The 25,612-nt window shown below is 73.3% G+C and carries 18 protein-coding genes; 6 read left to right on the top strand and 12 right to left on the bottom strand.

The window, feature by feature from the left end:
* Positions 1-83 precede the first annotated feature (83 nt).
* The gene (locus FHX78_RS09225) at positions 84-2,927 is read left to right on the top strand and encodes a glycoside hydrolase family 3 C-terminal domain-containing protein (protein WP_167531723.1); all 2,844 of its coding nucleotides are present in this window, start codon (positions 84-86) and stop codon (positions 2,925-2,927) included.
* Between the two features lie 97 nt (positions 2,928-3,024).
* Here the strand turns inward: FHX78_RS09225 and FHX78_RS09230 are convergent, their stop codons facing one another.
* The 3 genes from FHX78_RS09230 to FHX78_RS09240 all read right to left on the bottom strand — a co-directional run bounded on the left by FHX78_RS09230 (position 3,025) and on the right by FHX78_RS09240 (position 8,853).
* Positions 3,025-4,470, bottom strand: coding sequence for an aldehyde dehydrogenase family protein (locus FHX78_RS09230; protein WP_145866971.1), 1,446 nt, complete (start codon positions 4,468-4,470; stop codon positions 3,025-3,027).
* Positions 4,471-4,667: 197 nt separating this feature from the next.
* The gene (locus tag FHX78_RS09235; protein WP_145866972.1) at positions 4,668-6,227 is read right to left on the bottom strand and encodes a PucR family transcriptional regulator; all 1,560 of its coding nucleotides are present in this window, start codon (positions 6,225-6,227) and stop codon (positions 4,668-4,670) included.
* A gap of 211 nt (positions 6,228-6,438) precedes the next feature.
* Positions 6,439-8,853 carry an ATP/GTP-binding protein gene (locus tag FHX78_RS09240; RefSeq protein WP_145866973.1) on the bottom strand — a complete coding sequence of 805 codons (2,415 nt, stop codon included), beginning with the start codon at positions 8,851-8,853 and terminating at the stop codon, positions 6,439-6,441.
* 263 nt (positions 8,854-9,116) lie between these two features.
* Between FHX78_RS09240 and gabT the strand changes: the two genes are divergently transcribed.
* A complete protein-coding gene (gene gabT / locus FHX78_RS09245) occupies positions 9,117-10,451 on the top strand; it encodes a 4-aminobutyrate--2-oxoglutarate transaminase (protein ID WP_145866974.1) in 1,335 nt (444 codons plus the stop codon).
* A 427-nt stretch (positions 10,452-10,878) separates the two neighbouring features.
* Positions 10,879-11,517: a phosphatase PAP2 family protein gene (locus FHX78_RS09250; RefSeq protein ID WP_145866975.1), complete on the top strand. Its 639-nt coding sequence runs from the start codon at positions 10,879-10,881 to the stop codon at positions 11,515-11,517.
* Here FHX78_RS09250 and FHX78_RS09255 read toward each other — a convergent pair.
* From FHX78_RS09255 to FHX78_RS09285, 7 genes are all read right to left on the bottom strand, one after another.
* On the bottom strand, positions 11,456-13,270 hold the full coding sequence (locus tag FHX78_RS09255; protein ID WP_167531724.1) for a chitinase: 1,815 nt from the start codon (positions 13,268-13,270) through the stop codon (positions 11,456-11,458). The two genes, FHX78_RS09250 and FHX78_RS09255, sit on opposite strands and share 62 nt — an antisense overlap.
* Positions 13,271-13,356: 86 nt before the next feature.
* On the bottom strand, positions 13,357-14,775 hold the full coding sequence (locus tag FHX78_RS09260) for an NAD(P)/FAD-dependent oxidoreductase (protein WP_145866977.1): 1,419 nt from the start codon (positions 14,773-14,775) through the stop codon (positions 13,357-13,359).
* 39 nt (positions 14,776-14,814) lie between these two features.
* Positions 14,815-15,615 carry an ABC transporter permease gene (locus FHX78_RS09265; protein WP_145866978.1) on the bottom strand — a complete coding sequence of 267 codons (801 nt, stop codon included), beginning with the start codon at positions 15,613-15,615 and terminating at the stop codon, positions 14,815-14,817.
* A complete protein-coding gene (locus tag FHX78_RS09270) occupies positions 15,616-16,542 on the bottom strand; it encodes an ABC transporter permease (protein WP_145866979.1) in 927 nt (308 codons plus the stop codon).
* On the bottom strand, positions 16,539-17,732 hold the full coding sequence (locus FHX78_RS09275) for an ABC transporter ATP-binding protein (RefSeq protein ID WP_145866980.1): 1,194 nt from the start codon (positions 17,730-17,732) through the stop codon (positions 16,539-16,541). Before FHX78_RS09275 ends, FHX78_RS09270 begins: the two co-directional genes overlap by 4 nt.
* A 4-nt stretch (positions 17,733-17,736) precedes the next feature.
* Positions 17,737-18,984 carry a polyamine ABC transporter substrate-binding protein gene (locus tag FHX78_RS09280; protein ID WP_145866981.1) on the bottom strand — a complete coding sequence of 416 codons (1,248 nt, stop codon included), beginning with the start codon at positions 18,982-18,984 and terminating at the stop codon, positions 17,737-17,739.
* Between the two features lie 50 nt (positions 18,985-19,034).
* Entirely contained in the window at positions 19,035-20,570 is a 1,536-nt protein-coding gene (locus tag FHX78_RS09285; protein ID WP_145866982.1) for a gamma-aminobutyraldehyde dehydrogenase, read from the bottom strand.
* Between the two features lie 195 nt (positions 20,571-20,765).
* Between FHX78_RS09285 and FHX78_RS09290 the strand changes: the two genes are divergently transcribed.
* Entirely contained in the window at positions 20,766-21,395 is a 630-nt protein-coding gene (locus tag FHX78_RS09290; RefSeq protein ID WP_145866983.1) for an NADAR family protein, read from the top strand.
* A gap of 350 nt (positions 21,396-21,745) precedes the next feature.
* Here FHX78_RS09290 and FHX78_RS37380 read toward each other — a convergent pair whose 3' ends face one another.
* Positions 21,746-22,609, bottom strand: coding sequence for a DUF4190 domain-containing protein (locus FHX78_RS37380; RefSeq protein ID WP_229924181.1), 864 nt, complete (start codon positions 22,607-22,609; stop codon positions 21,746-21,748).
* 98 nt (positions 22,610-22,707) lie between these two features.
* Between FHX78_RS37380 and FHX78_RS09300 the strand changes: the two genes are divergently transcribed.
* Entirely contained in the window at positions 22,708-23,829 is a 1,122-nt protein-coding gene (locus FHX78_RS09300) for an adenosine deaminase (RefSeq protein WP_145871804.1), read from the top strand.
* 19 nt (positions 23,830-23,848) lie between these two features.
* Positions 23,849-24,553 carry a glycerophosphodiester phosphodiesterase gene (locus FHX78_RS09305; RefSeq protein ID WP_145866984.1) on the top strand — a complete coding sequence of 235 codons (705 nt, stop codon included), beginning with the start codon at positions 23,849-23,851 and terminating at the stop codon, positions 24,551-24,553.
* A 43-nt stretch (positions 24,554-24,596) separates the two neighbouring features.
* On the opposite strand, the gene FHX78_RS09310 is transcribed toward FHX78_RS09305, so the two are convergent.
* Positions 24,597-25,487 carry an alpha/beta fold hydrolase gene (locus tag FHX78_RS09310; RefSeq protein ID WP_145866985.1) on the bottom strand — a complete coding sequence of 297 codons (891 nt, stop codon included), beginning with the start codon at positions 25,485-25,487 and terminating at the stop codon, positions 24,597-24,599.
* Positions 25,488-25,612 lie beyond the last annotated feature (125 nt).

Below are 25,612 nucleotides of genomic sequence, written 5' to 3' on the forward strand. Positions count from 1 at the left end.
TCCCTTGACACCCACCCCCGCCCCGAATGAGCATCGAAGCGCTTCGAAAGCGCCTCGTCGCTCCATCCCGAGGGGAACCCCACGTGACCGCACAAACGCCGCCTACGCCGCCTTTCCGCGATCCGGACCTGCCGTTCGCGAAGCGCATCGACGACCTTCTGTCGCGGCTCACCCTCGACGAGAAGATCGGATTTCTGCACCAGTTCGCGCCGGCCGTGGAGCGTCTGGGCGTCGCCGCCTTCCGCACCGGCCAGGAGGCCCTGCACGGCGTCGCCTGGATGGGCCCGGCGACGGTGTTCCCCCAGGCCGTCGGCCTCGGCGCGACCTGGAACCCGGAGCTGGTGCGCCGGGTGGGCGAGGCGGTGTCGCGGGAGGCCCGGGCGATGCGCGCCCGGGACGAGCGCGTCGGCCTCAACGTCTGGTCCCCGACCGTGAACCTGCTGCGCCACCCGCTGTGGGGGCGCAACGAGGAGGGCTACTCGGAGGACCCCGGGCTCACCTCGGCGATCGCCACCGCCTACACCCGCGGTCTGCGCGGCGACCACCCCGTGTACTGGCGCACCGCGCCCGTCCTCAAGCACTGGCTGGCGCACAACAACGAGACGGACCGCGACACCTCCTCCAGCTCGGTCCGCCCGCGCGTGCTGCACGAGTACGACCTGCGCGCCTTCCGCGACACCGTCGAGGCGGGCGCCACGGCCGGGGTGATGCCGGCGTACAACCTGGTCAACGGCCGCCCGAACCACGTCTCGCCCCATCTGCGGGAGCAGTTGCGCACCTGGACCGAACAGGACCTGCTGGTCTGCTCGGACGCCGGCGCGCCGTCCAACCTGGTCGACTCCGAGCACTACTTCGCCACGCACGAGGAGGCCACCGCGGCCGCCCTGCGCGCCGGTGTCGACAGCTTCACCGACCACGGCACGGACAGCTCGAAGATCGTCGCCCGCGTCAGGGGGGCCTTCGAGCAGGGGCTGCTGACGGAGGCCGACATCGACACGGCCGTCCGCCGCCAGCTCTCGGTGCGCTTCCGGCTCGGCGAGTTCGACCCGGGCGCGGACCCGTACGCGGGGGAACGGGACTTCGACACCCCGGAGCACCGGGCGCTCGCGCAGGAGGCCGCCGAGCAGGCGGTCGTCCTGCTCAAGAACGACGACCTGCTGCCGCTCGCCCCGGGCACCCGCGTCGCGGTCGTCGGACTGCTCGCCGACGAGTGCAAGCTCGACTGGTACAGCGGCAGCCTCCTCCACCGCTCCACCCCGCTGGAGGGTCTCCGCGAGCGCTTCGGCGCCGAGCGCGTGGAGTTCGCGGAGGGTGTGGACCGCGTGCTGCTCAAGACCTCCGCCGGTACGTTCCTGCACGTGCCGCCCGCGCCCGACACCCCCGGGGCGGCACGCGGCACCGAGGGCGCCCTCGACCCGGCGCTGGTCGCGGGCCGCACCGACCTGCCGCCGCTGACCGCCGGGGCGGCCGGCACCGAACTGGCCCTGGCCGACTGGGGCGAGGGCGTGCTCACCCTGCGGGCTCCCGACGGCCGCTACCTCTCGGTCGCCGAGGACGGCTACGTCCGCGCCTCCGCCGACCAGCCGGGCGGCTGGATCGTGCAGGAGACGTTCCGGCTGGAACCGCACGGGGACGGTCACCTCCTCAGGCACGTGGGAACGGGACGCCATGTGCAGGTAGCCGCCGACGGCGTGAAGGTTGCCGAGGGGGATCCCGAGGTCTTCGAGCTGGTCGTCGCCGAGCGCGGGGAGGACGCGGTGACCCGCGCCGCGGGCCGGGCCGACGTGGTCGTGGTGGTCGCGGGCAACGACCCGCACATCAACGGGCGGGAGACCGAGGACCGTACAACGCTGCGGCTGCCCGCCCAGCAGGAGCTGCTGCTGCGCGCGGCCCGCGCCGCCAACCCGGACACGGTGCTGGTGCTGGTCTCCGCCTATCCCTACGCGGTGGATCCGGCGGACCTGCCGGCGATGCTCTGGACCGCGCACGGCGGACAGGCCACGGGCACCGCCCTGGCCCGGGTGCTCGCCGGCGACGTCTCCCCCGCCGGGCGGCTGCCGCAGACCTGGTACGCCGACGACGCCGACCTGCCCGGCCTCCTCGACTACGACGTGATCGGCGGCCGCCAGACCTACCTGTACTTCGAGGGCACACCACTGTTCCCGTTCGGGCACGGCCGGTCCTACGCGTCCTTCTCCTACGGGGAGCTGACGGCCCGGGTCGCCGGCTCGGCGGTGCGCGTCGCCTTCACCGTCACCAACACCGGCGCGGTCACCGCGGACGAGGTGCCCCAGCTCTACGCCCGGGCCGTCGACCCCTCGGTCCCGCGTCCGCGCCGCGAGCTGCTGGCGCACCGGCGGGTGACGCTGGCGCCCGGGGAGAGCACCGGGCTGTCCTTCGAACTCCCGCTGTCCGCGTTCGCGTTCTGGGACGTCGCGGCCGGCCGGTGGCGCGTGGAGCCGGGACCGTACGAGCTGCTGGCGGGCGCCTCCAGCGAGGACGTACGGCTGCGGGTCACCGTCACGCTGGACGGTGAGCCCACCGTCCCGCGCCCCGTGCTGGAACGCGGCCTGGCCGCCGTCGACTTCGACGAGCAGAGCGGCACCGAGATCGTCGACCTGACCAGGGAGGCGGGTGACGCGGTCACCGCCGTGGCCGGGAAGGACGGCGAACTCCTCTTCCGGCGCTGCGACTTCGGCGGCGGTGTGCGCGAGGTGAGCGTGGCGGTGTCCGGCGGGGGCGCGGTCGAGCTGTCCCTGGACGGCGGCCCGGCGTTCGCCCTGCTGTCGCCGCGGGAACCCACGCCCGGCCCGTACGACTACGTCACGCTCACCGCGCCCGTCACCGCCGCCGTGGCCGGCGTGCACGACGTGCGCCTGCGGCTGCGCGGCCCGCTGCGGGTCGCGCGGGCCGGCTTCTCCGGTTGAGGGTCCGGACGCGGCCGGCACGAGGAAGGGGCCCGGCACCGGAAGGCATCGGTGCCGGACCCCTTCCGGGAGCCTAGATGAAAACGGTTCCCATGAACTAGAGGTCGAGGCCGGTGAGGACCATCACACGCTCGTAGGTGTAGTCCTCCATCGCGAACCGGACGCCCTCGCGGCCCACACCGGACTGCTTGGCACCGCCGTACGGCATCTGGTCGGCGCGGTACGAGGGCACGTCGCCGATGATCACGCCGCCGACCTCCAGGGCGCGGTGGGCCCGGAAGGCGGTCCGCAGGTCGTGCGTGAACACACCCGCCTGGAGGCCGTACTTGGAGTCGTTGACGGCGGCGAAGGCCGCGGCCTCGCCGTCCGCCTTCTGCACCGTCAGCACCGGCCCGAAGACCTCCTCGCGGGAGATCGTCGCATCGGCCGGTACGTCGGTGAGGACGGTCGGCGCGTAGGAGGCGCCGTCGCGCTTGCCGCCGGTGAGCAGGGTGGCACCGGCGTCGACGGCCTCCCGCACCCACGCCTCGACGCGCTGCGCGGCGGCCTCGCTGACCAGCGGGCCGACATCGGTGGCGTCGTCAGCGGGGTCGCCGGTGACCTGCGCCTCGACGGCGGCCACGATGCGCGGCAGCAGCCGGTCGTACACCGAGGCGTCGGCGATCACGCGCTGCACGGAGATGCAGGACTGGCCGCCCTGGTAGTTGGAGAAGGTCGCGATGCGCTGCGCGGCCCGGTCCAGGTCCTCGTCGCTCGCCCAGTCGGCGAGGACGACGGCCGCGCCGTTGCCGCCCAGTTCCAGGGTGCAGTGCTTGCGCGGCACCGAGTCCATGATCGCGTAGCCGACCTGCTCGGAGCCGGTGAAGGAGATCACCGGCAGCCGCTCGTCCTGGACGAGCGCGGGCATGCGGTCGTTGGGGACCGGCAGGACGCTCCAGGCGCCGGCGGGCAGCTCGGTCTCGGCGAGCAGTTCACCGAGGAGCAGCCCGGACAGCGGGGTGGCCGGCGCCGGCTTCAGGATGATCGGGACACCGGCGGCGATCGCGGGGGCGATCTTGTGCGCGCACAGGTTCAGCGGGAAGTTGAACGGCGCGATGCCGAGCACGACGCCCTTCGGAAAGCGGCGGGTGACGGCGAGCCGGCCCTGGCCGCCCGCGTCGGTGTCGAGCCGCTGCGCCTCGCCGCCGTTGAAGCGGCGGGCCTCCTCGGACGCGAAGCGGAACACGGAGACGGCGCGGCCGACCTCGCCGCGGGCCCACTTCACCGGCTTGCCGTTCTCGGCGGAGATCAGCCGGGCGATCTCCTCGGTGCGCTCGGCGAGCCGCCGGCCGACGTGGTCCAGCGCGGCGGCGCGGACGTGGGCGGGGGTGGCGGCGAACTCGTCGCGGACGGCGTGCGCGGCGGAGACGGCCTCTTCGATCTGGGCGTCGGTCGGGACGCTCACGGTGCCGACGACCCGGCCGTCCCAGGGGGAGGTGACGTCGAAGGCGGCCTCGCCGGTGGCCTGGCGGCCGGCGAGCCAGAAGGCGTGGGTGGAAGTCATGTGGAGTCCCGGCCCTTCCGCGTTGGGGTGGGTGTACGTGGGGTGCTGGGGTCCACGGTAGGGCGGGGCGGCGCCGGTGGAGTTTGGCCGAGTCGTAGTGGTGGGGTGGGCCGGTTCGACGGATTGGCGGGGTGGGGGCGGGGCTCTCGCCGACGCCGCCGCCCCTTGGTCCCTGTCGGCCCCGGACGGGCCGGGTGTCACTCCGGTGAGGTCGCCTTCAGGGCCAGCCACAGCTCCATGCGGACGTCCGGGTCGTCCAGGGAGCGGCCGAGGATCTCCTCGACCCGGCGCATGCGGTAGCGCAGGGTGTGGCGGTGGACGCCGAGGTCGGCCGCCGCGGCGTCCCACTGGCCGTGGCGGGAGAGCCAGGCCCGCAGGGAGGCCACGAGGTCGCCGCGGCCGGTCGCGTCGTGATCGTGCAGGGCGCGCAGCAGCCCGTCGGCGAACGCCCGCACCGCGTCGTCGGCGAGCAGCGGCAGGACGGAGCCGGCGGCCATCCGCTCGTGCTCCACCAGCACCCGCCCGCGCCGCCGGGCCACCGACAGGGCCTGCTCGGCCTGCTTGTAGGCGGCGGACGCGGCGATCGGACCGGCCGGGGCGGACAGCCCGACGACCAGGTCGTCCTCGTCGGACTTGCGGACCGCCTCCCGCGCGGCGGCGTGGTCGCGGCACGCGGCCAGGACGGCACCTCCGTCGGCGGCCAGGACGACCAGGCGGTCCTCCCCCTCCGGCACGGCCAGGACGGCCTCGCCGGAGCGGGCGGCGGCGGACTCCGCGACCTCGGCGAGGGCCGCGAGAGCGTCCCCGTGCGCCTCGTCCCCGACGGCGACGATGATCCGGAAGGGCGCGTCGAGGAGGTCCCCGTACAGGTCCCCGGCCACCGCGCGGGCGTGGTCCGGCTCCCCGGCGAGCAGCATGGCCAGCACGGCGGCGCCGATGCGCTGCTCGGCCGCGTGCAGCGAGCGGGAGCGTTCCGTGGTCAGGGTGAGCAGGGCGACGGCGGAGTGGACGGCGTACCGCTCGGCGGTGCCGAGGGTGGCCGCCGTGCCGACGGCGAGCGCCCCGCGGGGGCGCCGGCCGGTGCCCAGCGAGTGCAGTTCGACCCGGTCCTCGTTCTCCGGTCCGGCCACGACCGAGGAGGCGGGCGCGGGCCGGTCCCGCAGCCGGGTCACGTCCGGGGTGAGCCGCGCGGCGCGCCGGACCGCCCACTCCGGTGCCGTGGCGACGACGGCGCCCGAGGCGTCGTAGAGCGCGGCCCACCCGTCGACCTGGGCGGCGAGCGCGGTCAGCAGTCCCTCCGGGCCGTCGCTGAGCGCCTGCCGGGTGAGTTCCCGCTGCGCGGCGAAGCCCGCGGTCACCGCCCGGTACTGGTCGGCGGCGATGGCCGCGGACACGGCCTTGCTGATGGCGAGGAACGGGGTGCGGCGCGGCACCTCCAGCAGGGGCAGCCCCTCCTCGCGGGCGGCGTCGACGAGGGCGTCGGGGATGTCGTCGTAGTGGACGCCGACGGCGAACCCGAGGCCAACGACTCCGGCGCCCGCCAGCCGCTTCACATAGCGGCGCATCGCCTCCCGGTCCTCCGCGTCGAGCTTGAGCGCGGTGATCAGCAGCAGTTCCCCGCCCTCCATGTAGGGCACGGGGTCGGCCAGCTCACTGGCGTGCGCCCAGCGGACGGGCACGTCGAGGCGGTCCTCGCCCGCGCGCACGGTCAGCTTGAGCGCGGAGTGGTGGACGAGCGAGGCGAGCGTCGGGGGCATCGGACCTTCAGGTCGGTGAGCGTCGGGAGGGGGGGTGGGCGTTCCGCGATCATGGTGATCTTTTGGCCGCCGCGTATGAACGACCCGTGTCGATTCTGCCTCACCGTACGGTCACCGCGTCACCGTATGTCCGCGATGCCCGGCCCACCCCCGTCCCGCGGACCCACCCCTCAGTCCCGCAGGTCCGCCGCCCAGTCCCGCAGGTCGCCGCTCAGTCCCGCAGGTCCACCAGCAGCGGCGGCGCGTGCTCGCCCTCGACCGTCGTCAGGGACAGCACCGCGTGCCCCGGCGGCACCTCGTGCGCCAGTTGCGACGCCGACCACCGCTCCCGCTCGACCTGCCGCACGGTGACCGCGTCCGTGGTGACCGCCTTGCCCGTCAGCCGCCTGCGCAGCGCGTGGATGGCCCGGGTCATCGGCTGGTCGGCGAAGACCGTGTGTTTGGCGACCTCCGTCGTCTCCACCCACTCGGTGCCCCAGGTTTGCGCGAACCGGCTGCCGTCCCAGGTCGTGACGCCGCTGAACGCCATCCGGCAGCCCACCGCCCCGTAGAGCGGGCCGTGCAGCGCCTCGGGGACGTCGCCGATGGTGCGCAGGGAGAGCAGCACGCCCGCGTTCTGCGAGCGCAGCCGCTGGACGCGGCGCACCGACTCGGCGGTGACCGTGCCCGTCGCGTCGTCCAGGACCAGACAGGCGAAGTGCGCGCGCCGGCCCTCCCGGACGACGGCGTGGAACTGTGCGAGGACCAGCCGGGTGATCAGCCGGCCGGCCTCCTCGTGGCCGCGCTCGGGCAGGTCGATCCGCACCCGCAGGGGGTGGTGGGCGATCGCTCGCAGGGAGAACGGCCGGCCGGGACCGCCCCCGCCGAAGAAGTCCGCGAACACCGGCCGGTTCAGCAGGGCCAGGCGGTCGGCCAGGGGCCGGCCCGCGTCGCCCGGGGTGCCGGTCTGCCGCAGGCGCGCGTCCAGTTCGCGCCGCATGATTTCGTTGCCGCCCGCGGCGAGCGCCTCCCGCAGCGCGGTCAGCGCCCGCTCCTCGCCCTCCAGCAGCTCCCGCAGCTCCGGCAGGGTGGGGAAGCGGCCGTGCACCGCGCGGAAGGGGCCGAGCAGCTGCGCCAGCGCGGTGGCGGCGCTCTGTGTGCCGACCGTGTCGAGGTCGCCCACCAGGGCTTCGGCGAGGACGGCGGCCGCCTCGTCCGGATCGTCGGACTCGGCGTACGGGTCGAGGTCGTGCACCGAGGACGGATCACCAATGCGCACGATCACGTCGAAGGCGTCGTCCGCGCCGAGCGGGCTGCCGGGGGCGGAGACGGCGACGACGGCACAGTGCCCGGTGAGGGCCCGCAGCGCGAGCGCCTCGGTCACCGGCTCGACGAGGGTGCGGGTCTTGCCGGACCCGGAGGGGCCGATGGCGAGCAGCGAGGTGCCGAGCACGTCCGGGCCGAGGGCCGCCCCGGCGTCGTGGTACGGCTGCGGGGCGCGCTCGGCCGCCACCCAGCGGCCGATGCGCACCTGTCCGGCGAGGAGGTCGTGGCGGGCGGTCCGGCGCGGCAGGTCCCGGGCGCCGGAGGGGTGCGTCCAGGCCGCGCCGCCCTGGCTGAGCACGGTGTCGCGGAAGGCGGCCAGCGCGGCACCGCGCCGGGCGACGGCGAAGGCGCGCTCGACGCGGACGCAGTCGACGTCGTTCACCCGGCCGCCGCGGACCTCGGCGGTGAGCAGCTCGGCGGCCTCGTGCTGGCCGGCGTCGCGCAGGGCGGGCCACTGGGAGCGGGGGCGGTCGGGCACGACGGCCGTGCTCGGGGCGGTGCTCGCGCGGCGCGGGCCGAACAGCTCCCGCGCGTACGGCACCCAGCCGCCGAGGCGGGCGAACGGCCACACCACGAGCAGCGTGATGGCCGTGTACAGCGCGTTCGTGAAGAGGGGGGAGGCCATCGGCTCGTAGCTGTCCGCGAGCAGCACGGTCAGGGAGAGCAGCGGGTCGACGACCGGCACCGCCGGCCATCCGGCGCCCGGGAAGGCCTCGGGGAACACGAGGGCGAGGGTGACGAGGGCGAGGCCGGCGGCGGCCAGTGCCTGCACCGGCCGGGGCATGCGGTTCATGTAGTGGCGGACGATGGCGCGCCAGCTGCCCAGCACGCCGACCGCGACGACTAGTGCGGCGAAGAAGACGCCGTCGGCGAGCAGCAGGGCGTGCTGTCCGGGGCGCCCCACCTCCCAGCCGTCCACCGGCCTGGGCACCAGCGAGAGCTGGAACCACCAGTCGCTCGGCGTGAACAGCCGGATGAGGGACATCTTGTACGGGAAGACGCCGCTCCTCCAGAGCGACCACGCCCCGAGCGCCAGGAGCAGCGGGATCAGCATGCCGGCGACCGTCACCGGGGCGAGGCGCTCCGGGATCTCCTTGGGGCGGTGGCCGTACCGCCAGATCCCGGGGCGGGCGTCCGGCCGCTCGGCGTCGAGCCAGGCGGCGACGTCGGACGGGGAGCCGGGGGCCCGTTGCGGCACCGGTGGTACTCCCGGGGCCCTGCTCGGCCGCGGCGGCACCGCCGGCACCTCCGGTGGTCCCGCCGGGCGCGGCACCGGGTTCGCCCGCGTGCCCCGCGCGTCCTGGGTCCCGTCGCTGTCCATCGCCCTTGCCCCCTGAGCAGCCGCTCCATCCGCCATCAGCGAGTCAATCTAACGCCCCGGCAGGCGGAGTCCACCGCTTACGCGGCCGGGACGGGCCACCGCGCGGTTGGCGCCCCGGCGTCGAGGCGTCACCGCCGCTATGTCCATCACGGACAACCGGGGCCCCCGGACAACGCCCACATGGAGCATGCCCAGCCTCCGCTCGCCGCCCTAGCCTGCGAGAAAAGAACGCACGTGTCCGAAACACCCCCCAGGAGCCCCGCATGACCGCACTTCCGCAGGAGCGCCGCGTCGTCACCGCCATCCCCGGCCCGAAGTCGCAGGAGCTGCAGGCCCGCCGCACCGCCGCGGTGGCGCGGGGCGTGGGCTCCGTGCTGCCGGTGTTCACCGCCCGCGCGGGCGGCGGGATCATCGAGGACGTCGACGGCAACCGGCTGATCGACTTCGGCTCGGGCATCGCCGTGACCTCCGTCGGCGCCTCCGCCGAGGCCGTCGTCCGCCGGACCACCGCCCAGCTCGCCGACTTCACCCACACCTGCTTCATGGTCACGCCGTACGAGGGGTACGTGGCCGTCGCCGAGGCGCTCGCCGAGCTGACGCCGGGCGACCACGCCAAGAAGTCGGCGCTGTTCAACAGCGGTGCCGAGGCCGTCGAGAACGCCGTCAAGATCGCGCGTGCGTACACCGGGCGGCAGGCGGTCGTCGTCTTCGACCACGGCTACCACGGCCGCACCAACCTGACGATGGCGCTGACCGCGAAGAACATGCCGTACAAGCACGGCTTCGGTCCGTTCGCGCCCGAGGTGTACCGCGTGCCGGTCGCCTACGGCTACCGCTGGCCGACGGGTGCGGAGAACGCCGGCCCGGAGGCCGCCGCGCAGGCCATCGACCAGATCTCCAAGCAGGTCGGGGCGGAGAACGTGGCCGCGATCATCATCGAGCCGGTGCTCGGCGAGGGCGGCTTCATCGAGCCGGCCAAGGGCTTCCTGCCCGCGATCAGCGAGTTCGCCTCGGACAACGGCATCGTGTTCGTCGCCGACGAGATCCAGTCCGGCTTCTGCCGCACCGGCCAGTGGTTCGCCTGCGAGGACGAGGGCATCGTCCCGGACCTGATCACCACCGCGAAGGGCATCGCGGGCGGTCTGCCGCTGGCCGCCGTCACCGGCCGCGCGGAGATCATGGACGCCGCGCACGCGGGCGGTCTGGGCGGCACCTACGGCGGCAACCCGGTGGCCTGCGCCGGCGCGCTCGGCGCCATCGAGACGATGAAGGAGCTCGACCTCAACGCCAGGGCGAAGAACATCGAGGCGGTCATGAAGGCCCGGCTCACCGCCATGGCCGAGAAGTTCGACATCATCGGCGACATCCGCGGCCGTGGCGCGATGATCGCCATCGAGCTGGTCAAGGACCGCGCGACCAAGGAGCCGCACCCGGAGGCGACCGCCGCCCTGGCGAAGGCCTGCCACCAGGAGGGCCTGCTGGTCCTGACCTGTGGCACGTACGGCAACGTGCTGCGCTTCCTGCCGCCGCTGGTCATCGGCGACGACCTGCTGAACGAGGGTCTGGACCTCATCGAGCAGGCGTTCGCGCGCATCTGAGCCGGCATCGGGGCAGGTGAGCCGCCCGCCGGGGCCCCGGAACCGGCGAGCGGCAGAGCGTGTGAAGAACGTGTGCGAGGTGGATGGCAGGAGTCCGTTGCCCCTGTCGCGGGGCCACCCCCTGTCGTAGGTTTCTTCCCGGATGAGAGATACACCCCGTCCGCGGGAAACCGCGGGCGGTTCAGGACGGGGCCTCCCCAGCTTCGACCTGGTCGTGCCTCGCGCACACAAACCGGGGCCTGATGGCTTCGGGTCTCCTCACGATCGGACGGTCGCCCGCCCCAAACCCCCCGGGGCGCGCGACGTTCCGGTCGGGACGGCCGCCCAGGCACCTCGACGGCAAGCCGTTCCCCGAAGGGCCGACGCACACCCCCCCTTGCGCCGGCCCTTCGGTGTGCCGGGCCCCCCACCTGCGAAGCTGGGCACCATGCTGCTGCTCGCACCGCCCGTCCTGCTCTTCGCGCTGATCACCTGGCAGGTCGTCGCCGACGGTCCGCTGGTGGACCTCGACGAGCGGCTGAGCCGGGCCCTGGTCCACCCGGACCGGGCCTCCGAACTCCTCGCCGACCTGGGCAACGTCCAGGTGGCCCTACCCGTCCTGGCGGCGGCGCTGGCCGGTGCCGCGTGGCACGGCCGCGCCGGGGGACTGGACCGCTGGTGGCTGCCGCCGCTCGCCGGGGCCGGGGCGATGGTCCTGGTGCCGGTGCTGGTCGCTCCGCTGAAGGAGTGGACCGACCGGCCCGGCACCCCGGCCGTGCCGCCGGCGGTCGGCTACTACCCCTCCGGGCACACCGCCACCGCCGTGGTGGCGTACGGCGCGGCGGCGCTGCTCCTCCTTCCGCTGCTGCGTTCGCCCGCGGTCCGCCGCGCGCTCGTCGGGGTCTGTGCCGTCCTGGTCGCCGGCGCCTCGTACGGGCTGGTGCGCCGGGGCTACCACTGGCCGCTGGACGTGGCGGCCAGCTGGTGCCTCGGCGCGGTGCTGCTGACCGGTCTGTGGCTGCTGGTCAGCCGAAGTAGCCGTCGAAGGTCCGCTGGAACTCCCAGCCGCCGAACCGGTCCCAGTTGATCGACCAGGTCATCAGCCCGCGCAGCGCGGGCCAGGTCCCGTGGGTCGCGTACGAGCCGCAGTTCGTGCGCTTCGTCAGGCAGTCGAGGGCCTTGGTGACCTCGGCCGGGGGCACGTGGCCGTTGCCCGCGTGGGTCGTGGCCGGCATGCCGATGGCGATCTGGTCGGCGCGCAGCGGCGGGAAGACGTTGTTCGCGTCGCCCGCGACCGGGAAGCCGGTGAGCAGCATGTCGGTCATGGCGATGTGGAAGTCGGCGCCGCCCATGGAGTGGTACTGGTTGTCCAGGCCCATGATCGGGCCGGAGTTGTAGTCCTGGACGTGCAGCAGGGTCAGGTCGTCGCGCAGGGCGTGGATCACGGGGAGGTACGCGCCCGCCCTCGGGTCCTGGCCGCCCCACTTGCCGGTGCCGTAGTACTGGTAACCGAGCTGGACGAAGAAGGTCTCCGGGGCCATGGTCAGCACGAAGTCGTCGCCGTACTTGGCCTTGAGGGTCTTCAGCGCGGAGATCAGGTGGACGATCACCGGGGTCTTCGGGTTCCTGAAGTCGGTGTCGTCGGCGTTCAGGGAGAGCGAGTGGCCCTCGAAGTCGACGTCCAGGCCGTCGAGTCCGTACTCGTCGATGATCTTCGAGACGGAGGAGACGAAGGTGTCCCGGGCCGCCGCGGTGGTCAGCTGCACCTGGCCGTTGGCGCCGCCGATGGAGATCAGCACCTTCTTCCCGGCCGCCTGCTTGGCCTTGATCGCCGCCTTGAACTCAACGTCGCTCTCCACGCCCGGGCACTCGGACGCGGGGCAGCGGTCGAAGCGGATGTCGCCGGAGGTGGCCGTGGTGGGCTCGCCGAAGGCCAGGTCGATGACGTCCCAGCTGTCGGGGACGTCGGCGAGGCGGGTGTAGCCGGAGCCGTTGGCGAAGGTCGCGTGGAGGTAGCCGACCAGGGCGTGCGGCGGCAGTCCGGAGTCGCCGCCGCCGGAGTCGGGGGCGGTGGTCGTCGCGGTCACCGTGGCCGAACGGGCCGACTCCCCCGCGTCGTTCACGGCGGCGACCTGGAAGGCGTACGCCGTCGAGGGCGACAGTCCGGTGAGGGTGGCCGAGGTGCCGGTCACCGTCCTGACCCTGATGCCGTCGCGGTAGACGGCGTAGCCGGTGGCGCCCGCGACCGGTGACCAGGACAGGGCCACGCTCGTGGAGGTGACGGTGCCGGCCGTGAGCCCGGTGGGCGGCGCGGGCGGCTGACCGGTCTCGCCGCCCGGACCGGTGAGGGAGATGTCGTCGGCGTGGTAGGCGCCGGTGCCGTACCAGCCGTGGGTGTGGATCGTGACGCGGGTGGTGGCGGGGCCGGTGCGGAAGGTGGTGGTGAGCTGCTGCCAGTCGGGGGCGGACTGGGTCCAGGTGGAGACGTCGGTGGTGCCGGTGCCGCTCGCACCGAGGTGGACGTAGGCGCCGCGTACATGGCCGGAGAGCGTGTACTGGGAGTCCGGTTTCACGGTGACGGTCTGCGAGCAGCGGGCGTTGTCGGCTCCGGAGGGGGTGGCCTTCAGCGCCGAAGTGCCGCTGTGGACCGGTGCGTTCACGATCGCGCCGGCCGTGCAGCTCCAGCCGTCGAGGCCGGCTTCGAAGCCGCCGTTGCGGGCGAGGTCGGCGTCGGCCGCGCGGGCGGCCGGCGCCAGCGCCGTCGTGCCGGTCGCGGCGAGGGCGGTGGCGGTGAGCAGCGCGGCGAGGGGCCTGCGCGCGAAGGGTCTGGGGCGGTCCACAAGGGCCTCCGGGCATGGGGGGATTGGAGGGGTGGAGCGCGCTCAATTTGGTCCAGACCAATTCGGTTGTCAAGCCCCCGCGCGGCTCAGCTGTCGAAGCCCAGGCCCAGCCTGTCCATCGTCCGCAGCCACAGGTTGCGCCGCCCGCCGTGGGCGTCCGCCCTGGCCAGCGACCACTTGGTGAGGGCGATGCCGGTCCAGGCGAACGGCTCCGGCGGGAAGGGCAGCGGCTTCCTGCGCACCATTTCCAGCTCCGTGCGCTCGGTCCGCTCCCCCGCCAGCAGGTCGAGCATCACCTCGGCCCCGAAGCGGGTGGCGCCGACGCCCAGCCCGGTGTAGCCGGCGGCGTACGCCACCCGGCCCGCGTGGGCCGTGCCGAAGAACGCCGAGAAGCGGGAGCAGGTGTCGATCGCGCCGCCCCAGGCGTGCGTGAAGCGCACGCCCTCCAGCTGCGGGAAGCAGGTGAAGAAGTGCCCGGCGAGCTTGGCGTAGGTCTCCGGCCGGTCGTCGTACTCGGCGCGCACCCGGCCGCCGTACGGGTAGACCGCGTCGTAGCCGCCCCACAGGATGCGGTGGTCGGCGGAGAGCCGGAAGTAGTGGAACTGGTTGGCGCTGTCGCCCAGGCCCTGGCGGTTCCGCCAGCCGACGGACGCCAGCTGGGCGGCGGTGAGCGGCTCGGTCATCAGGGCGTAGTCGTACACCGGGACGGTGTAGGAGCGGACCCGTCTGACCAGGCTGGGGAAGACGTTGGTGCCGAGCGCCACCTGGCGGGCGCGGATCCGTCCGTAGGGGGTGTCCACGGCCATGCCGGTGCCGTACGGCTTGAGGGTGAGGGCGGGGGTGTGCTCGTACACGCGCACACCGAGCGCGCGGCAGGCCCGCTTCAGTCCCCAGGCCAGCTTGGCCGGGTGGAGCATCGCCACGCCCCGGCGGTCCCAGAGCCCGGCCCGGAAGGTCGGGGAGTCCACCTGCTCCCGTACCGCGTCGGCGTCCAGGAAGTCGACGCCCTCGGCGAGGCCCGCACGCTCGATCTCCTGGTACCAGTCGCGCAGTTCCCGGGCCTGGTAGGCCTCGGTGGCGACGTCGATCTCGCCGGTGCGTTCGAAGTCGCAGTCGAGGGAGTGGCGGGCGACCGCCTCCTCGATGGCGTCGAGGTTGCGGGCGCCCAGCCGCTGGAGGGTGTGGATCTCGTCCGGCCAGCGGGCGAGCCCGTTGGGCAGTCCGTGGGTGAGGGAGGCGGCGCAGAAGCCGCCGTTGCGGCCGGAGGCGGCCCAGCCCACCTCTCGGCCCTCCACCAGCACCACGTCCCGCGCGGGGTCGCGTTCCTTGGCGACCAGCGCGGTCCACAGTCCGCTGTAGCCGCCGCCGACCACCAGCAGGTCGCAGGTCTCGGCGCCGGTGAGGGCGGGTTCGGGATCCGGCTTGCCGGGGTCGTCCAGCCAGTAGGCGACCGGCCGGGCTTCGGAGAGGGATCTCGTCCAACGGCTCATGGCGCTCGGGGCCATGATTTCAACTCCCTACGGGGGACTGCGGTGTGTGGTGGGCTATGCCTTCTGCCGGTTTCGGCGGTTTCCCACGGCCATGGAGACCAGCACCAGCGCGACGGCGACGACGAACATGGCCGTGCCGATGACGTTGATCTGCACGGGAGTTCCGCGCTGTGCGGAGCCCCAGACGAACATCGGGAAGGTGACGGTCGAGCCGGCGTTGAAGTTGGTGATGATGAAGTCGTCGAAGGAGAGCGCGAAGGCGAGCAACGCGCCCGCCGCGATGCCCGGCGCCGCGATCGGCAGGGTGACCCGCAGGAACGTCTGGACGGGACCGGCGTACAGGTCCTGCGCGGCCTGCTCCAGCCGGGGGTCCATCGACATCACGCGTGCCTTGACGGCGACCACGACGAAGCTGAGGCAGAACATGACGTGGGCGATCAGGATCGTCCAGAAGCCGAGCCGGGCGCCCATGTTGAGGAACAGGGTGAGCAGCGAGGCCGCCATGACCACCTCGGGCATCGCCATCGGCAGGAAGATCAGCGAGTTCACCGCGCCGCGGGCCCGGAAGCGGTAGCGGACCAGCGCGAAGGCGATCAACGTGCCGAGCAGGGTGGCGCCGAGCGTCGCCCACAGGGCGATCCGGAGGCTGAGCGTCAGCGATCCGCAGAGCCCGGAGACCCCGCAGGGGTCGCGCCACGCCTCCGTGGAGAATGCCTGCCACTCGTAGTTGAAGCGCCCCTTCGGGTCGTTGAAGGAGAACACGGTGACGACGACGTTCGGCAGGAGGAGGTACGCGAGCGTCAGGAGTCCCGCGACGACGACGAGACGGCGTTTGAGCCATGTGACGAAGGCCATTTAGACCAGGTCCTCCGTTCCCGACTTGCGGATGTAGAACGTGACCATGAAGAGGATCGCGGCCATCAGGATGAACGAGAGCGCCGCCGCCGTCGGATAGTCGAGGATCCGCAGGAACTGCGACTGGATGACGTTGCCGACCATGCGGGTGTCGGTGGAGCCGAGCAGGTCCGCGTTGACGTAGTCGCCGGTGGCCGGGATGAAGGTGAGCAGCGTGCCGGAGACCACGCCGGGCATCGACAGCGGGAAGGTGACCTTGCGGAAGGTCGTCGAGGGGCTGGCGTACAGGTCGTTCGCCGCCTCGTGCAGCCGGGGGTCGATGCGCTCCAGCGAGGTGTAGAGCGGCAGGACCATGAACGGCAGGAAGTTGTACGTCAGACCGCAGACCACCGCGAGCGGGGTGGCGAGCACCCGGTCGCCGGCGGTCCAGCCGAGCCAGGCGGTGACGTCGAGGACGTGCAGGGCGTCCAGGGCGCCGACCACGGGTCCGCCGTCGGCGAGGATCGTCTTCCAGGCGAGGGTGCGGATCAGGAAGCTGGTGAAGAACGGCGCGATCACCAGGATCATGATCAGGTTGCGCCAGCGTCCCGCGCGGAACGCGATCAGATACGCCAGCGGGTAGCCGAGCAGCAGGCACAGCACGGTCGCGGAGGCCGCGTAGAGCACCGAGCGGACGAACTGCGGCCAGTACTCGGACAGCGCGTCCCAGTAGGTGGCGAAGTGCCAGGTGACCTCGTAGCCCTCCTCCAGGGAGCCCGTCTGCACGGACGTGGAGGCCTGGTAGATCACCGGCAGCGCGAAGAAGACCAGCAGCCACAGCAGTCCGGGCAGCAGGAGCAGGTACGGCGTCCAGCGGCCCCTCCTGCGCGGCGCCTTCGGCTCCGGCGGGGCGGGCGCCAGGGGCGGCGCCTCGGTGACCGTCGTCATCGGGCGGCCTCTTCCCCGACGGTCCCGACGCCCGCCGAGCCCACCGTCCCGGCAAGCGGGGACTGGGCCGCGTCCAGTCCGAAGGTGTGCGCCGGGTTCCAGTGCAGGACGACCTCCGCGCCGGGCACCAGCCGGGGGTCGCGGTCGATGTTCTGCACGTAGACCTCGACGTCGGAGCAGACCGGGCTGTCGACGACGAACTGCGTGGAGACGCCGATGAAACTGGAGTCGGCGATCCGGCCGGTGATCCGGTTGCGGCCCTCGGGTATCGCGTCCGCGTCGTCGGCGTGGGTGAGGGAGATCTTCTCCGGCCGCACACCGACCAGGACCCTGCCGCCGGCCGTGGCGGCCGCGCTGTTGCGGGCCCCGGGCAGGACGAGCCTGCCGCCGCCCGCCTTCAGTACGACGTCGTCCCCGGACCTGGTGTCGACCTCGGCCTCGATGAGGTTGGAGGTGCCGAGGAAGTTGGCGACGAAGGTGGTGCGCGGGTTCTCGTACAGGTCGGCGGGCGAGCCCAGCTGCTCGACCCGGCCGGCGTTCATCACGGCGACCGTGTCGGCCATGGTCATGGCCTCCTCCTGGTCGTGGGTGACGTGCACGAAGGTGATGCCGACCTCGGTCTGGATGCGCTTGAGCTCCAGCTGCATCCGGCGGCGCAGCTTCAGGTCGAGGGCGCCGAGCGGCTCGTCGAGGAGCAGCACCTTCGGGTGGTTGATGAGCGCGCGGGCCACCGCGACGCGCTGCTGCTGGCCGCCGGAGAGCTGGTGCGGCTTCTTGCGCGCCTGCTCGCCGAGCTGGACCAGCTCCAGCATCTCCTCGACCTGCTTCTTCACGGACTTGATGCCACGCCGGCGCAGACCGAAGGCGACGTTCTCGAAGATGTCGAGGTGCGGGAAGAGGGCGTAGGACTGGAAGACGGTGTTCACCGGCCGCTTGTACGGCGGGAGCGCGGTGACGTCCTGGTCGCCGAGGTGGACGGTGCCGGAGGTGGGCTCCTCCAGGCCGGCGATCATGCGCAGGGTGGTGGTCTTGCCGCAGCCGGACGCGCCGAGCAGCGCGAAGAAGGAGCCCTGCGGCACGGTCAGGTCGAGCGGGTGCACGGCGGTGAAGGAGCCGTACGTCTTGCCGATCCCGGTGAGGCGGACGTCGCCGCCGTTGCCGGACGCGGTGGTGTCGTTGGTCGTCGTCATCTGGTCACGCCCCCGTGAGCTTCGCGAACTTCTCTTCGAATGCCGTCTCTTCCTCGGAGCTCAGGGAGCGGAAGGCACGGGACTTGGCCTGCATGGCCTGGTCGGGGAGGATCAGCGGGTTGTTCGCCGCGTCCTCGTCGATCTTCGCCAGTTCGTCCTTGACGCCGTCGACCGGGCAGACGAAGTTGATGTAGGCGGCGAGCCGGGCGGCCGGCTCCGGCTCGAAGTAGTAGTCGATGAGCCGTTCGGCGTTCGTCTTGTGCCGGGCCTTGTTGGGGATGAGCAGGGCGTCGGTGGACGTCATGTAGCCGCTGTCCGGGATCAGGAACTCGATGTCCGGGTTGTCGGCCTTGAGCTGGACGACGTCACCGGCCCAGGCGAGACACGCGGCGAAGTCGCCCTTGGTGAGGTCGGCGGTGTAGTCGTTGCCGGTGAAGCGGCGGATCTGCCCCTTGTCGACGGCCCTTTGCAGCCGGGCGATGGCCGCGTCGTAGTCGTCGGCGGCGAACCTCGCCGGGTCCTTGTCCATGTCGAGCAGCGTCATGCCGACGGTGTCGCGCATCTCGGTGAGCAGGCCGACGCGGCCCTTGAGCTTCGCGTTGTCCAGCAGGTCGGAGAGGGTCCTCACCTCGACGCCGTCGAGCGCCTTCTTGTTGTAGGCGATGACCGTGGAGATGCCCTGCCAGGGGTAGGAGTAGGCGCGGCCCGGGTCCCAGTCGGGGTTGCGGAACTGGGCGGACAGGTTGGTGAAGGCGTTCGGCAGGTTGGACGGGTCGAGCTTCTGCACCCAGCCGAGGCGAATGAGCCGGGCGGCCAGCCAGTCGGTGAGGACGACGATGTCACGGCCGGTGTCCTGACCGGCGGCGAGCTGCGGCTTGATCTTGCCGAAGAACTCGGTGTTGTCGTTGATGTCCTCGGTGTACGTGACCTTGATGCCGGTGCGCCGCGTGAACGCGTCCAGCGTGGGGTGCTTCCGCCCGCTCTCGTCGACGTCCATGTACTCGGTCCAGTTGGAGAAGGCGACGGTCTTCTCCTTCTCCGAGTGGTCCTCGGCCGAGACGCCGCCCCGGGTGGTGCCGGCCGCGGGGATGCCGCAGCCGCTCAGCGCACCGGCCGCGCCGGCCGCGAGCACCCCGCCCGCGGAGGCGCGCAGCAGGGAGCGGCGGGTCAGCGCCGCCCTGCCGTCGCGGAAGCTGCGCCGTATCGCGGCCAGTCGGGCCGCGGAGAGGCGGTCGGGCTCGTACTGCTCCATACGCGTGGTGCCCTTTCGGGAGGTCGGCCGCTGGTCGGACGGCCTGGCTGCTATCGGTCCCCGAAGACGGTGCGGTGCCAGTCCTTGCGCACCACCGCGGTGTTGTCGTACATCACGTGCTTGATCTGCGTGTACTCCTCGAACGAGTACGCGGACATGTCCTTGCCGAAGCCGGACGCCTTGGAGCCGCCGTGCGGCATCTCGCTGATGATCGGGATGTGGTCGTTGATCCACACGCAGCCGGCCCTGATCTCGCGGGTGGCGCGGCCCGTGCGGTACACGTCCCGGCTCCACGCGGAGGCGGCGAGCCCGTACGGGGTGTCGTTGGCGAGCGCGATGCCCTCGTCGTCGGTGTCGAAGGGCAGGACGACCAGGACCGGGCCGAAGATCTCGGCCTGCACGACCTCGCTGTCCTGCGGCGCGTCGGCGATGAGGGTGGGGCGGTAGTAGGCGCCCTTCTCCAGCTCCCCCCGCGGGGCCTCGCCGCCGGTCACCACGCGCGCGTAGGCGCGGGCCCGGTCGACGAAGCCGGCCACCCGGTCGCGCTGGGCGTGCGAGACCATCGGGCCGAGGTCGGTGCCGGGGGCGAAGGGGTCGCCGAGCCGGACGGTCTCCATCAGGGCGGCGGTCCGCTCGACGAACGCCTCGTACAGCGGGCGCTGCACATAGGCGCGGGTGGCGGCCGTGCAGTCCTGCCCGGTGTTGATGAGGGCGCCCGCGACCGCGCCGTGGACGGCGGCGTCGAGGTCGGCGTCGTCGAAGACGACGAAGGGCGCCTTGCCGCCGAGTTCGAGGTGGAGGCGCTTGACGGTGGCGGTGGCGATCTCGGCGACGCGCCGGCCGACGGGGGTGGAGCCGGTGAAGGAGGTCATTGCCACGTCGGGGTGGCCGACCAGGTGCTCGCCGGCCTCCCTGCCGGTGCCGGTGACGATGTTGACCACACCGTCCGGGAGACCGGCGTCGGTGGCGGCCCGCGCGAAGAGCAGCGAGGTGAGGGGGGTGAGTTCGGCGGGCTTGAGCACGATGGTGTTGCCCGCGGCGATCGCCGGGAGGATCTTCCAGGCGGCCATCTGGAGCGGGTAGTTCCAGGGGGCGATGGAGCCGATCACCCCGATCGGCTCGCGGCGCACGTAGGAGGTGTGGTCGCCGGAGTACTCGCCGGCCGACAGGCCCTGGAGGTGTCGGGCGGCTCCGGCGAAGAAGGCGATGTTGTCGACCGTGCCCGGCACGTCGAACTCGCGGCTCAGCTTGAGGGGTTTGCCGCACTGCGACGACTCGGCGCGGGCGAAGTCCTCCGCGCGCTCCGCGACGACGGCGGCGAACCGGTGCAGCGCGTCGGACCGCTCGCCCGGCGTGGCCCCGGCCCACGCCGGGAACGCCTCCCGCGCGGCGGCGACGGCCGCGTCGACGTCGTCGGCGCCGGCGAGGTCGTAGGTGAGGACGCCCTCGCCGGTGGCCGGGTCGACCACCGTGTGCGTACGTCCCGAGGTGCCCCGCGCCGGACGGCCCGCGATGAACTGCGCCCCGTCCGCGAAGTGGTCCCCGGCGGGGAATCGTTCCGGGGTGGCGTTGCCCGGGTTGTGCATGTCGCTCTCCTCCGTTCGCCGAGGGGGCGGCGTGGCTCCGGCTCGATTTGAGTGCCGATCCTGACAGAGCAAAGGCACTCCAACAAGGGATTCCGTTGTTGCCTTTTGGTTACGCGACGGAATCTGTCGACCAGGTGTCGAGTGGCGACGGAAAAGGCAGGACGGAGTGTCGGTGGTCGCTGTCAGACTCGGGGCATGGAGGAGATCACGGGGGTGGCGGTGGGCGGGACGACGGGGGCGATCGGTTCCAGGGAGGCGCTGACCGAGGCGGTGCGGGCCGGGGCGCGGGTCAAGTACCTGCGCTTCTGGGGGCACCGGCCGCTGCCCGACGGCCGGATCGGGGCGAGCTGTCTGAGCCAGTGGTGGCCGTCGCCGTTCACGGTGGCGGGCGTGGAGTACGCGACCGCGGAGCACTGGATGATGGCCGCCAAGGCCCGGCTGTTCGGGGACGCGGAGGCGGAGCGGCTGGCGCTGGACGCCGGGCACCCCTCGGAGGCGAAGAAGGCGGGGCGGCTGGTGCGGGGCTTCGACGAGGCGGTATGGCGCCGGGAGCGGTTCGGCATCGTCGTCGAGGGCAGCGTGCACAAGTTCACGGCACACCGGGACCTGGGAGCCTTTCTGCTGAACACGGGCGAGCGTGTGCTGGTGGAGGCGAGCCCCGTGGACCGGGTCTGGGGCATCGGCCTCGCGGCGGACGACGAGCGGGCGGCGGACCCGGAGCGGTGGCGGGGCCCGAACCTGCTGGGCTTCGCGTTGATGGAGGCACGGACACGGCTCCGGGCGGGCGGACCGGGGCGGGCGGGCGACGGCGCGACCGGCGGCTGAGGACGCGGACACCGCGCCGGGCCGGCGACGCGGCGGCTGGGGCTCGGCGGTGACGGGTGAGGGCTGACCCAGGGGCGGGCCCCGCCCCGCCCGGGTTCCGGCCCGGCTTCGACCGGTTCCGGTCAGGTTCGGACCCCCGTCCGGCCGGGGACCGGCCCGGGGACCGGCCGGGGACCGGCCCGGTTCCAGCACGATGTCGAGCGGGTCCCGGCCGGACATGGGCAGACCCCGCGGCCAGGGGTGGACGGCCTACGTGACCTGGCGCTCGCCCGGCGGGCAGGCGCACGGGGCCGTGGAGTGCGTGGCCGCCGGAACCGCCCCCGCTTCCGCCCCCGCTCCCGTCTGCCGCGCTAGGTGACGAGGATCAGGATGCCGAAGCCGACCCCCAGCGCGCTGCCCACCGCTCCGCAGATGATCCCGGCCAGGGCCTGGCCGGCGTTCGTGGCCTCGCCCCGGGCGGCCTTGCCCCGGCCGATCCCGCCGAAGATCACGGCCAGCACGCCCAGCAGGATGGCCACCGGCCAGATGCAGAAGACAACGGCCGAGATGATGCCGAGCACGAGGCCGGTGACGCCCATTCCGTTGCTCGGCGGAGCGGCCATGCCGGACCAGCCGTAGGGCGCGGGCCCGGGCGTGCCGCCGTACCCGCCGGGATAGCCGTACGGCATCCGGCCGGGCCCCTCGGGGCCGACGGGCGGCGGCGGGACGGGCTCACCCCCGGCCGGGGGTGCGAAGGGATTGACCGCCGGGGTGGGGGCGGAGGAGTGTGCGGGAGCCTGCGGGACGGACGGACCGGCCCACGGCTGCGCGGTGTACGGGGCGGGGGCGGGCTCACCCATCGCCGGGAACGACGTCACCGTCTGCTGGTCATGGACGGAAGGGCTCGTGGGCGCGGACGGCACGGACGGCGCGGACCACGGCTGCGGGTTGTCCCCGGCGGCAAGCGTCTCGCTGCGGTCCACGGCCCGCCCGCCACCGGCCGACCGGCCGTCGGCGGGAGTGCGGTGCCTCGGCGGCGCCCAGGGATCGGGCGTGCCCGCGGCATCCGGGGTCTCCGCGGTCCCCACGTCCACCAGCGAACCGTCCTGCGGCACCACGTTCTCCGCACCGCCGTCGGCCGGTGCCGGCCACACGTCACCGGTGTGCGGAGCACCGGTCTGCGAACCGCCCGCGGAGTGCTCCCGCGCCTCCGGCGTCTGTGCGTCGTCGGACATGCGCTGGGCCCCCTCCGTCGGACGTTCCGTCATGCTACGACCCGTCCGCACTCCGCGCGCGCCCGGCCTACGATGATCCCCGAACCACCGATCAGCCGATCACCCGCGTCCCGCCGCACACCGGCCGCGGACGCCGTTCCCGGGGAGGGACCTTGACCGACCACCTCGACGCAGCCGCCGGCGGCACGGGCCGCGACCTGCACGCCTTCATCGCCGGGCTGCCCAAGGCCGAACTGCATGTGCACCACGTCGGCTCCGCCTCCCCCCGCATCGTCGCGGAACTCGCCGCCCGCCACCCCGACTCCAAGGTGCCCACCGACCCCGAGGCGCTGGCCGACTACTTCACCTTCACGGACTTCGCGCACTTCATCGAGCTGTACCTGTCCGTCGTCGACCTCGTGCGCACCCCCGAGGACGTCCGGCTGCTGACGTACGAGGTGGGGCGCGAGCTGGCCCGGCAGCAGGTGCGGTACGCCGAGCTGACCGTCACCCCGTTCTCCTCCACCCGACGCGGGATCGACGAGCGTGCCTTCATGGACGCGATCGAGGACGCCCGCAAGGCGGCCGAGTCCGAGTTCGGGACCGTGCTGCGCTGGTGCTTCGACATTCCCGGCGAGGCCGGGCTGGAGTCCGCCGAGGAGACGTTGCGGCTCGCCACCGACGACCGGCTGCGCCCGGAGGGCCTGGTCTCCTTCGGCCTCGGCGGCCCGGAGATCGGCGTGCCGCGCCCGCAGTTCAAGCCGTACTTCGACCGCGCCATCGCCGCCGGCCTGCACTCCGTGCCGCACGCCGGCGAGACCACCGGCCCGCAGACGGTGTGGGACGCGCTGAACGACCTCGGCGCCGAGCGCATCGGGCACGGCACCAGCTCCGCCCGGGACCCCGAGCTGCTCCGGCACCTGGCCGAGCGGCGCATCCCGCTGGAGGTGTGCCCCACCTCCAACATCGCCACCCGCGCGGTCACCACCCTCGACGAGCACCCCCTGAAGGACTTCGTCCGGGCCGGGGTGCTGGTGACGATCAACTCCGACGACCCGCCGATGTTCGGCACCGACCTCAACAACGAGTACGCGGTCGCCGCGCGGCTGCTGGAGCTCGACGAGCGGGGCCTGGCCGACCTGGCGCGGAACGCGGTCGAGGCGTCCTTCATGGACGCGGCCGGCAAGGCGCGGCTGGCCGCCGAGATCGACGCCCACACCACGTCCTGGCTCGCCTCCTGACCACTCCCGAAGGGCCGCCATGCCGAACGTGACCGCCGTGGCCCACCGCGGCGACCCCTACCGCGTCCGTGAGAACACGATCGCCTCGCTGCGGTCCGCGCTCCGCCGGGGCGCGGACGCGGTGGAGATCGACGTACGCCTCACCCGGGACGGCGTTCCCGTGCTGCTGCACGACGACACGCTGAAGCGGCTGTGGGAGCACGACCGTCCGGTGCGGTCGCTGTCCTGGGAGGAGGTGCGCGGGATGACGGACGACGGGGTGCCGTCCCTCGCCGACGCGCTGGCGGCGACCGACGGCGGCCGGGTGATGATCGACCTGCCCGGCGAGCCGGACGTCCGGGCCGCGCGCCGGGTGGTGGACACCGTGCGCGCGCAGGGCGCCCAGGACCGCGTCCACTACTGCGCGGGCGCCCCCGCCATGCTCGCCGTCCGCGCGGCGGACCCGTCCGCCGAGATCGCGCTCACCCGGACGACCCTGGCCCCGCCGCGCCCCGGACTGCTGGACGCGATCCGCCCCCGCTGGCTCAACTACCGCTTCGGGCTGGTCGACCGCGCCCTCGCCGACCGCGTCCACCGCGACGGCTACCTGCTGTCGGTCTGGACCCCGGACACCCGCCGCTCCATGCGCCGCCTGCTGGCGCTCGGCGTCGACTCGGTCACCACCAACCGCATCGACGTCCTGTGCGCACTGCGCGACGGCGGAACCCCGTCCGGCGCTTCATGAGGCCCGGCGCTTCGTGAGGCCCGGCCTTATGAGGCCCGGCACTTCATGAGGCCCGGCGCTTCATGAGGTCCCGCAGGGCCGCGGCGACGTCCCCCGGCGCCTCCTCGGCCATGAAGTGCCCGCAGTCCACGGTGGAGTGGCGCAGGTCGGTGGCCCAGGCGCCCCACAGGGCGGCCGCCTCGTAGCCGAGGGCGGCCCCCCAGTCCTGCTGGAGCACGGAGACGGGCATGGTGAGCCGGTTCCCGGCCGCCCGGTCGGCCCGGTCGTGCTCCACGTCGGCCCCGGCGGAGGCGCGGTAGTCGGCGACGATCGACGCGACGGCGTCCCGGCAGGCCGCGAGGTAGGCCGCGCGGACCTCGGCGGGCACGGCGGCGGGGTCCTTCGCCCAGACGTCCAGGAAGTGGCCGAAGAACGCGTCGGCGCTCGCCGCGATCATCCGCTCGGGCAGGCCGGGCGGCTGCGCCATCAGGTAGAGGTGGAAGCCGACGGTGGCCGAGGTGCCGTGCAGCGCCTCCCACATGTCCAGGGTGGGCAGCACGTCCAGGCAGGCCAGGTGGCTGATCGCGGCCGGGTGGTCCAGCCCGGCCCGGAAGGCGACGAGGGCGCCCCGGTCGTGGCCGGCCAGGGCGAACCGCTCGTGGCCCAGGGCGGCGGCCAGCGCGACGGCGTCGGCGGCCATGGTCCGCTTGGCGTAGGTGTCCGGTCCGGCCTCGGCGGGCTTGTCGCTGTCGCCGTAGCCGCGCAGGTCGGGGCAGATGACGGTGTGGTCGGCGGCCAGGTCGGCGGCGACGTGCCGCCACATCAGGTGGGTCTGCGGGAAGCCGTGCAGCAGGACGACCGGGGAGCCGGAGCCGCCGACGGCGACGTTCAGCGCGACGTCCCGGGCGACGGGGACGCGGCGGTAGGTGAAGCCGGGGATGGTGGGATGGGTCATGGCGGGTCTCTTCTCCTCGGGAGCGGCGCCCGGCGTACGGGTGCGGGCGGTGGTCCCCACCCTCGGGGGCGTGGATCAGCAACCGATGAACAGCGGCGTCGGACCCGCCGGGACCGCACTGGAGG

This window comes from Streptomyces capillispiralis, assembly GCF_007829875.1.
Lineage (GTDB): Bacteria > Actinomycetota > Actinomycetes > Streptomycetales > Streptomycetaceae > Streptomyces > Streptomyces capillispiralis.

Excerpts from the sequence above, each read along its gene's own strand:
- FHX78_RS09230 (WP_145866971.1), bottom strand. The coding sequence starts at position 4,470 with ATGACTTCCACCCACGCCTTCTGGCTCGCCGGCCGCCAGGCCACCGGC.
- FHX78_RS09235 (WP_145866972.1), bottom strand. The coding sequence starts at position 6,227 with ATGCCCCCGACGCTCGCCTCGCTCGTCCACCACTCCGCGCTCAAGCTG.
- FHX78_RS09240 (WP_145866973.1), bottom strand. The coding sequence starts at position 8,853 with ATGGACAGCGACGGGACCCAGGACGCGCGGGGCACGCGGGCGAACCCG.
- gabT (WP_145866974.1), top strand. The coding sequence starts at position 9,117 with ATGACCGCACTTCCGCAGGAGCGCCGCGTCGTCACCGCCATCCCCGGC.
- FHX78_RS09250 (WP_145866975.1), top strand. The coding sequence starts at position 10,879 with ATGCTGCTGCTCGCACCGCCCGTCCTGCTCTTCGCGCTGATCACCTGG.
- FHX78_RS09260 (WP_145866977.1), bottom strand. The coding sequence starts at position 14,775 with ATGGCCCCGAGCGCCATGAGCCGTTGGACGAGATCCCTCTCCGAAGCC.
- FHX78_RS09265 (WP_145866978.1), bottom strand. The coding sequence starts at position 15,615 with ATGGCCTTCGTCACATGGCTCAAACGCCGTCTCGTCGTCGTCGCGGGA.
- FHX78_RS09270 (WP_145866979.1), bottom strand. The coding sequence starts at position 16,542 with ATGACGACGGTCACCGAGGCGCCGCCCCTGGCGCCCGCCCCGCCGGAG.
- FHX78_RS09275 (WP_145866980.1), bottom strand. The coding sequence starts at position 17,732 with ATGACGACGACCAACGACACCACCGCGTCCGGCAACGGCGGCGACGTC.
- FHX78_RS09280 (WP_145866981.1), bottom strand. The coding sequence starts at position 18,984 with ATGGAGCAGTACGAGCCCGACCGCCTCTCCGCGGCCCGACTGGCCGCG.
- FHX78_RS09285 (WP_145866982.1), bottom strand. The coding sequence starts at position 20,570 with ATGCACAACCCGGGCAACGCCACCCCGGAACGATTCCCCGCCGGGGAC.
- FHX78_RS09290 (WP_145866983.1), top strand. The coding sequence starts at position 20,766 with ATGGAGGAGATCACGGGGGTGGCGGTGGGCGGGACGACGGGGGCGATC.
- FHX78_RS37380 (WP_229924181.1), bottom strand. The coding sequence starts at position 22,609 with ATGTCCGACGACGCACAGACGCCGGAGGCGCGGGAGCACTCCGCGGGC.
- FHX78_RS09305 (WP_145866984.1), top strand. The coding sequence starts at position 23,849 with ATGCCGAACGTGACCGCCGTGGCCCACCGCGGCGACCCCTACCGCGTC.
- FHX78_RS09310 (WP_145866985.1), bottom strand. The coding sequence starts at position 25,487 with ATGACCCATCCCACCATCCCCGGCTTCACCTACCGCCGCGTCCCCGTC.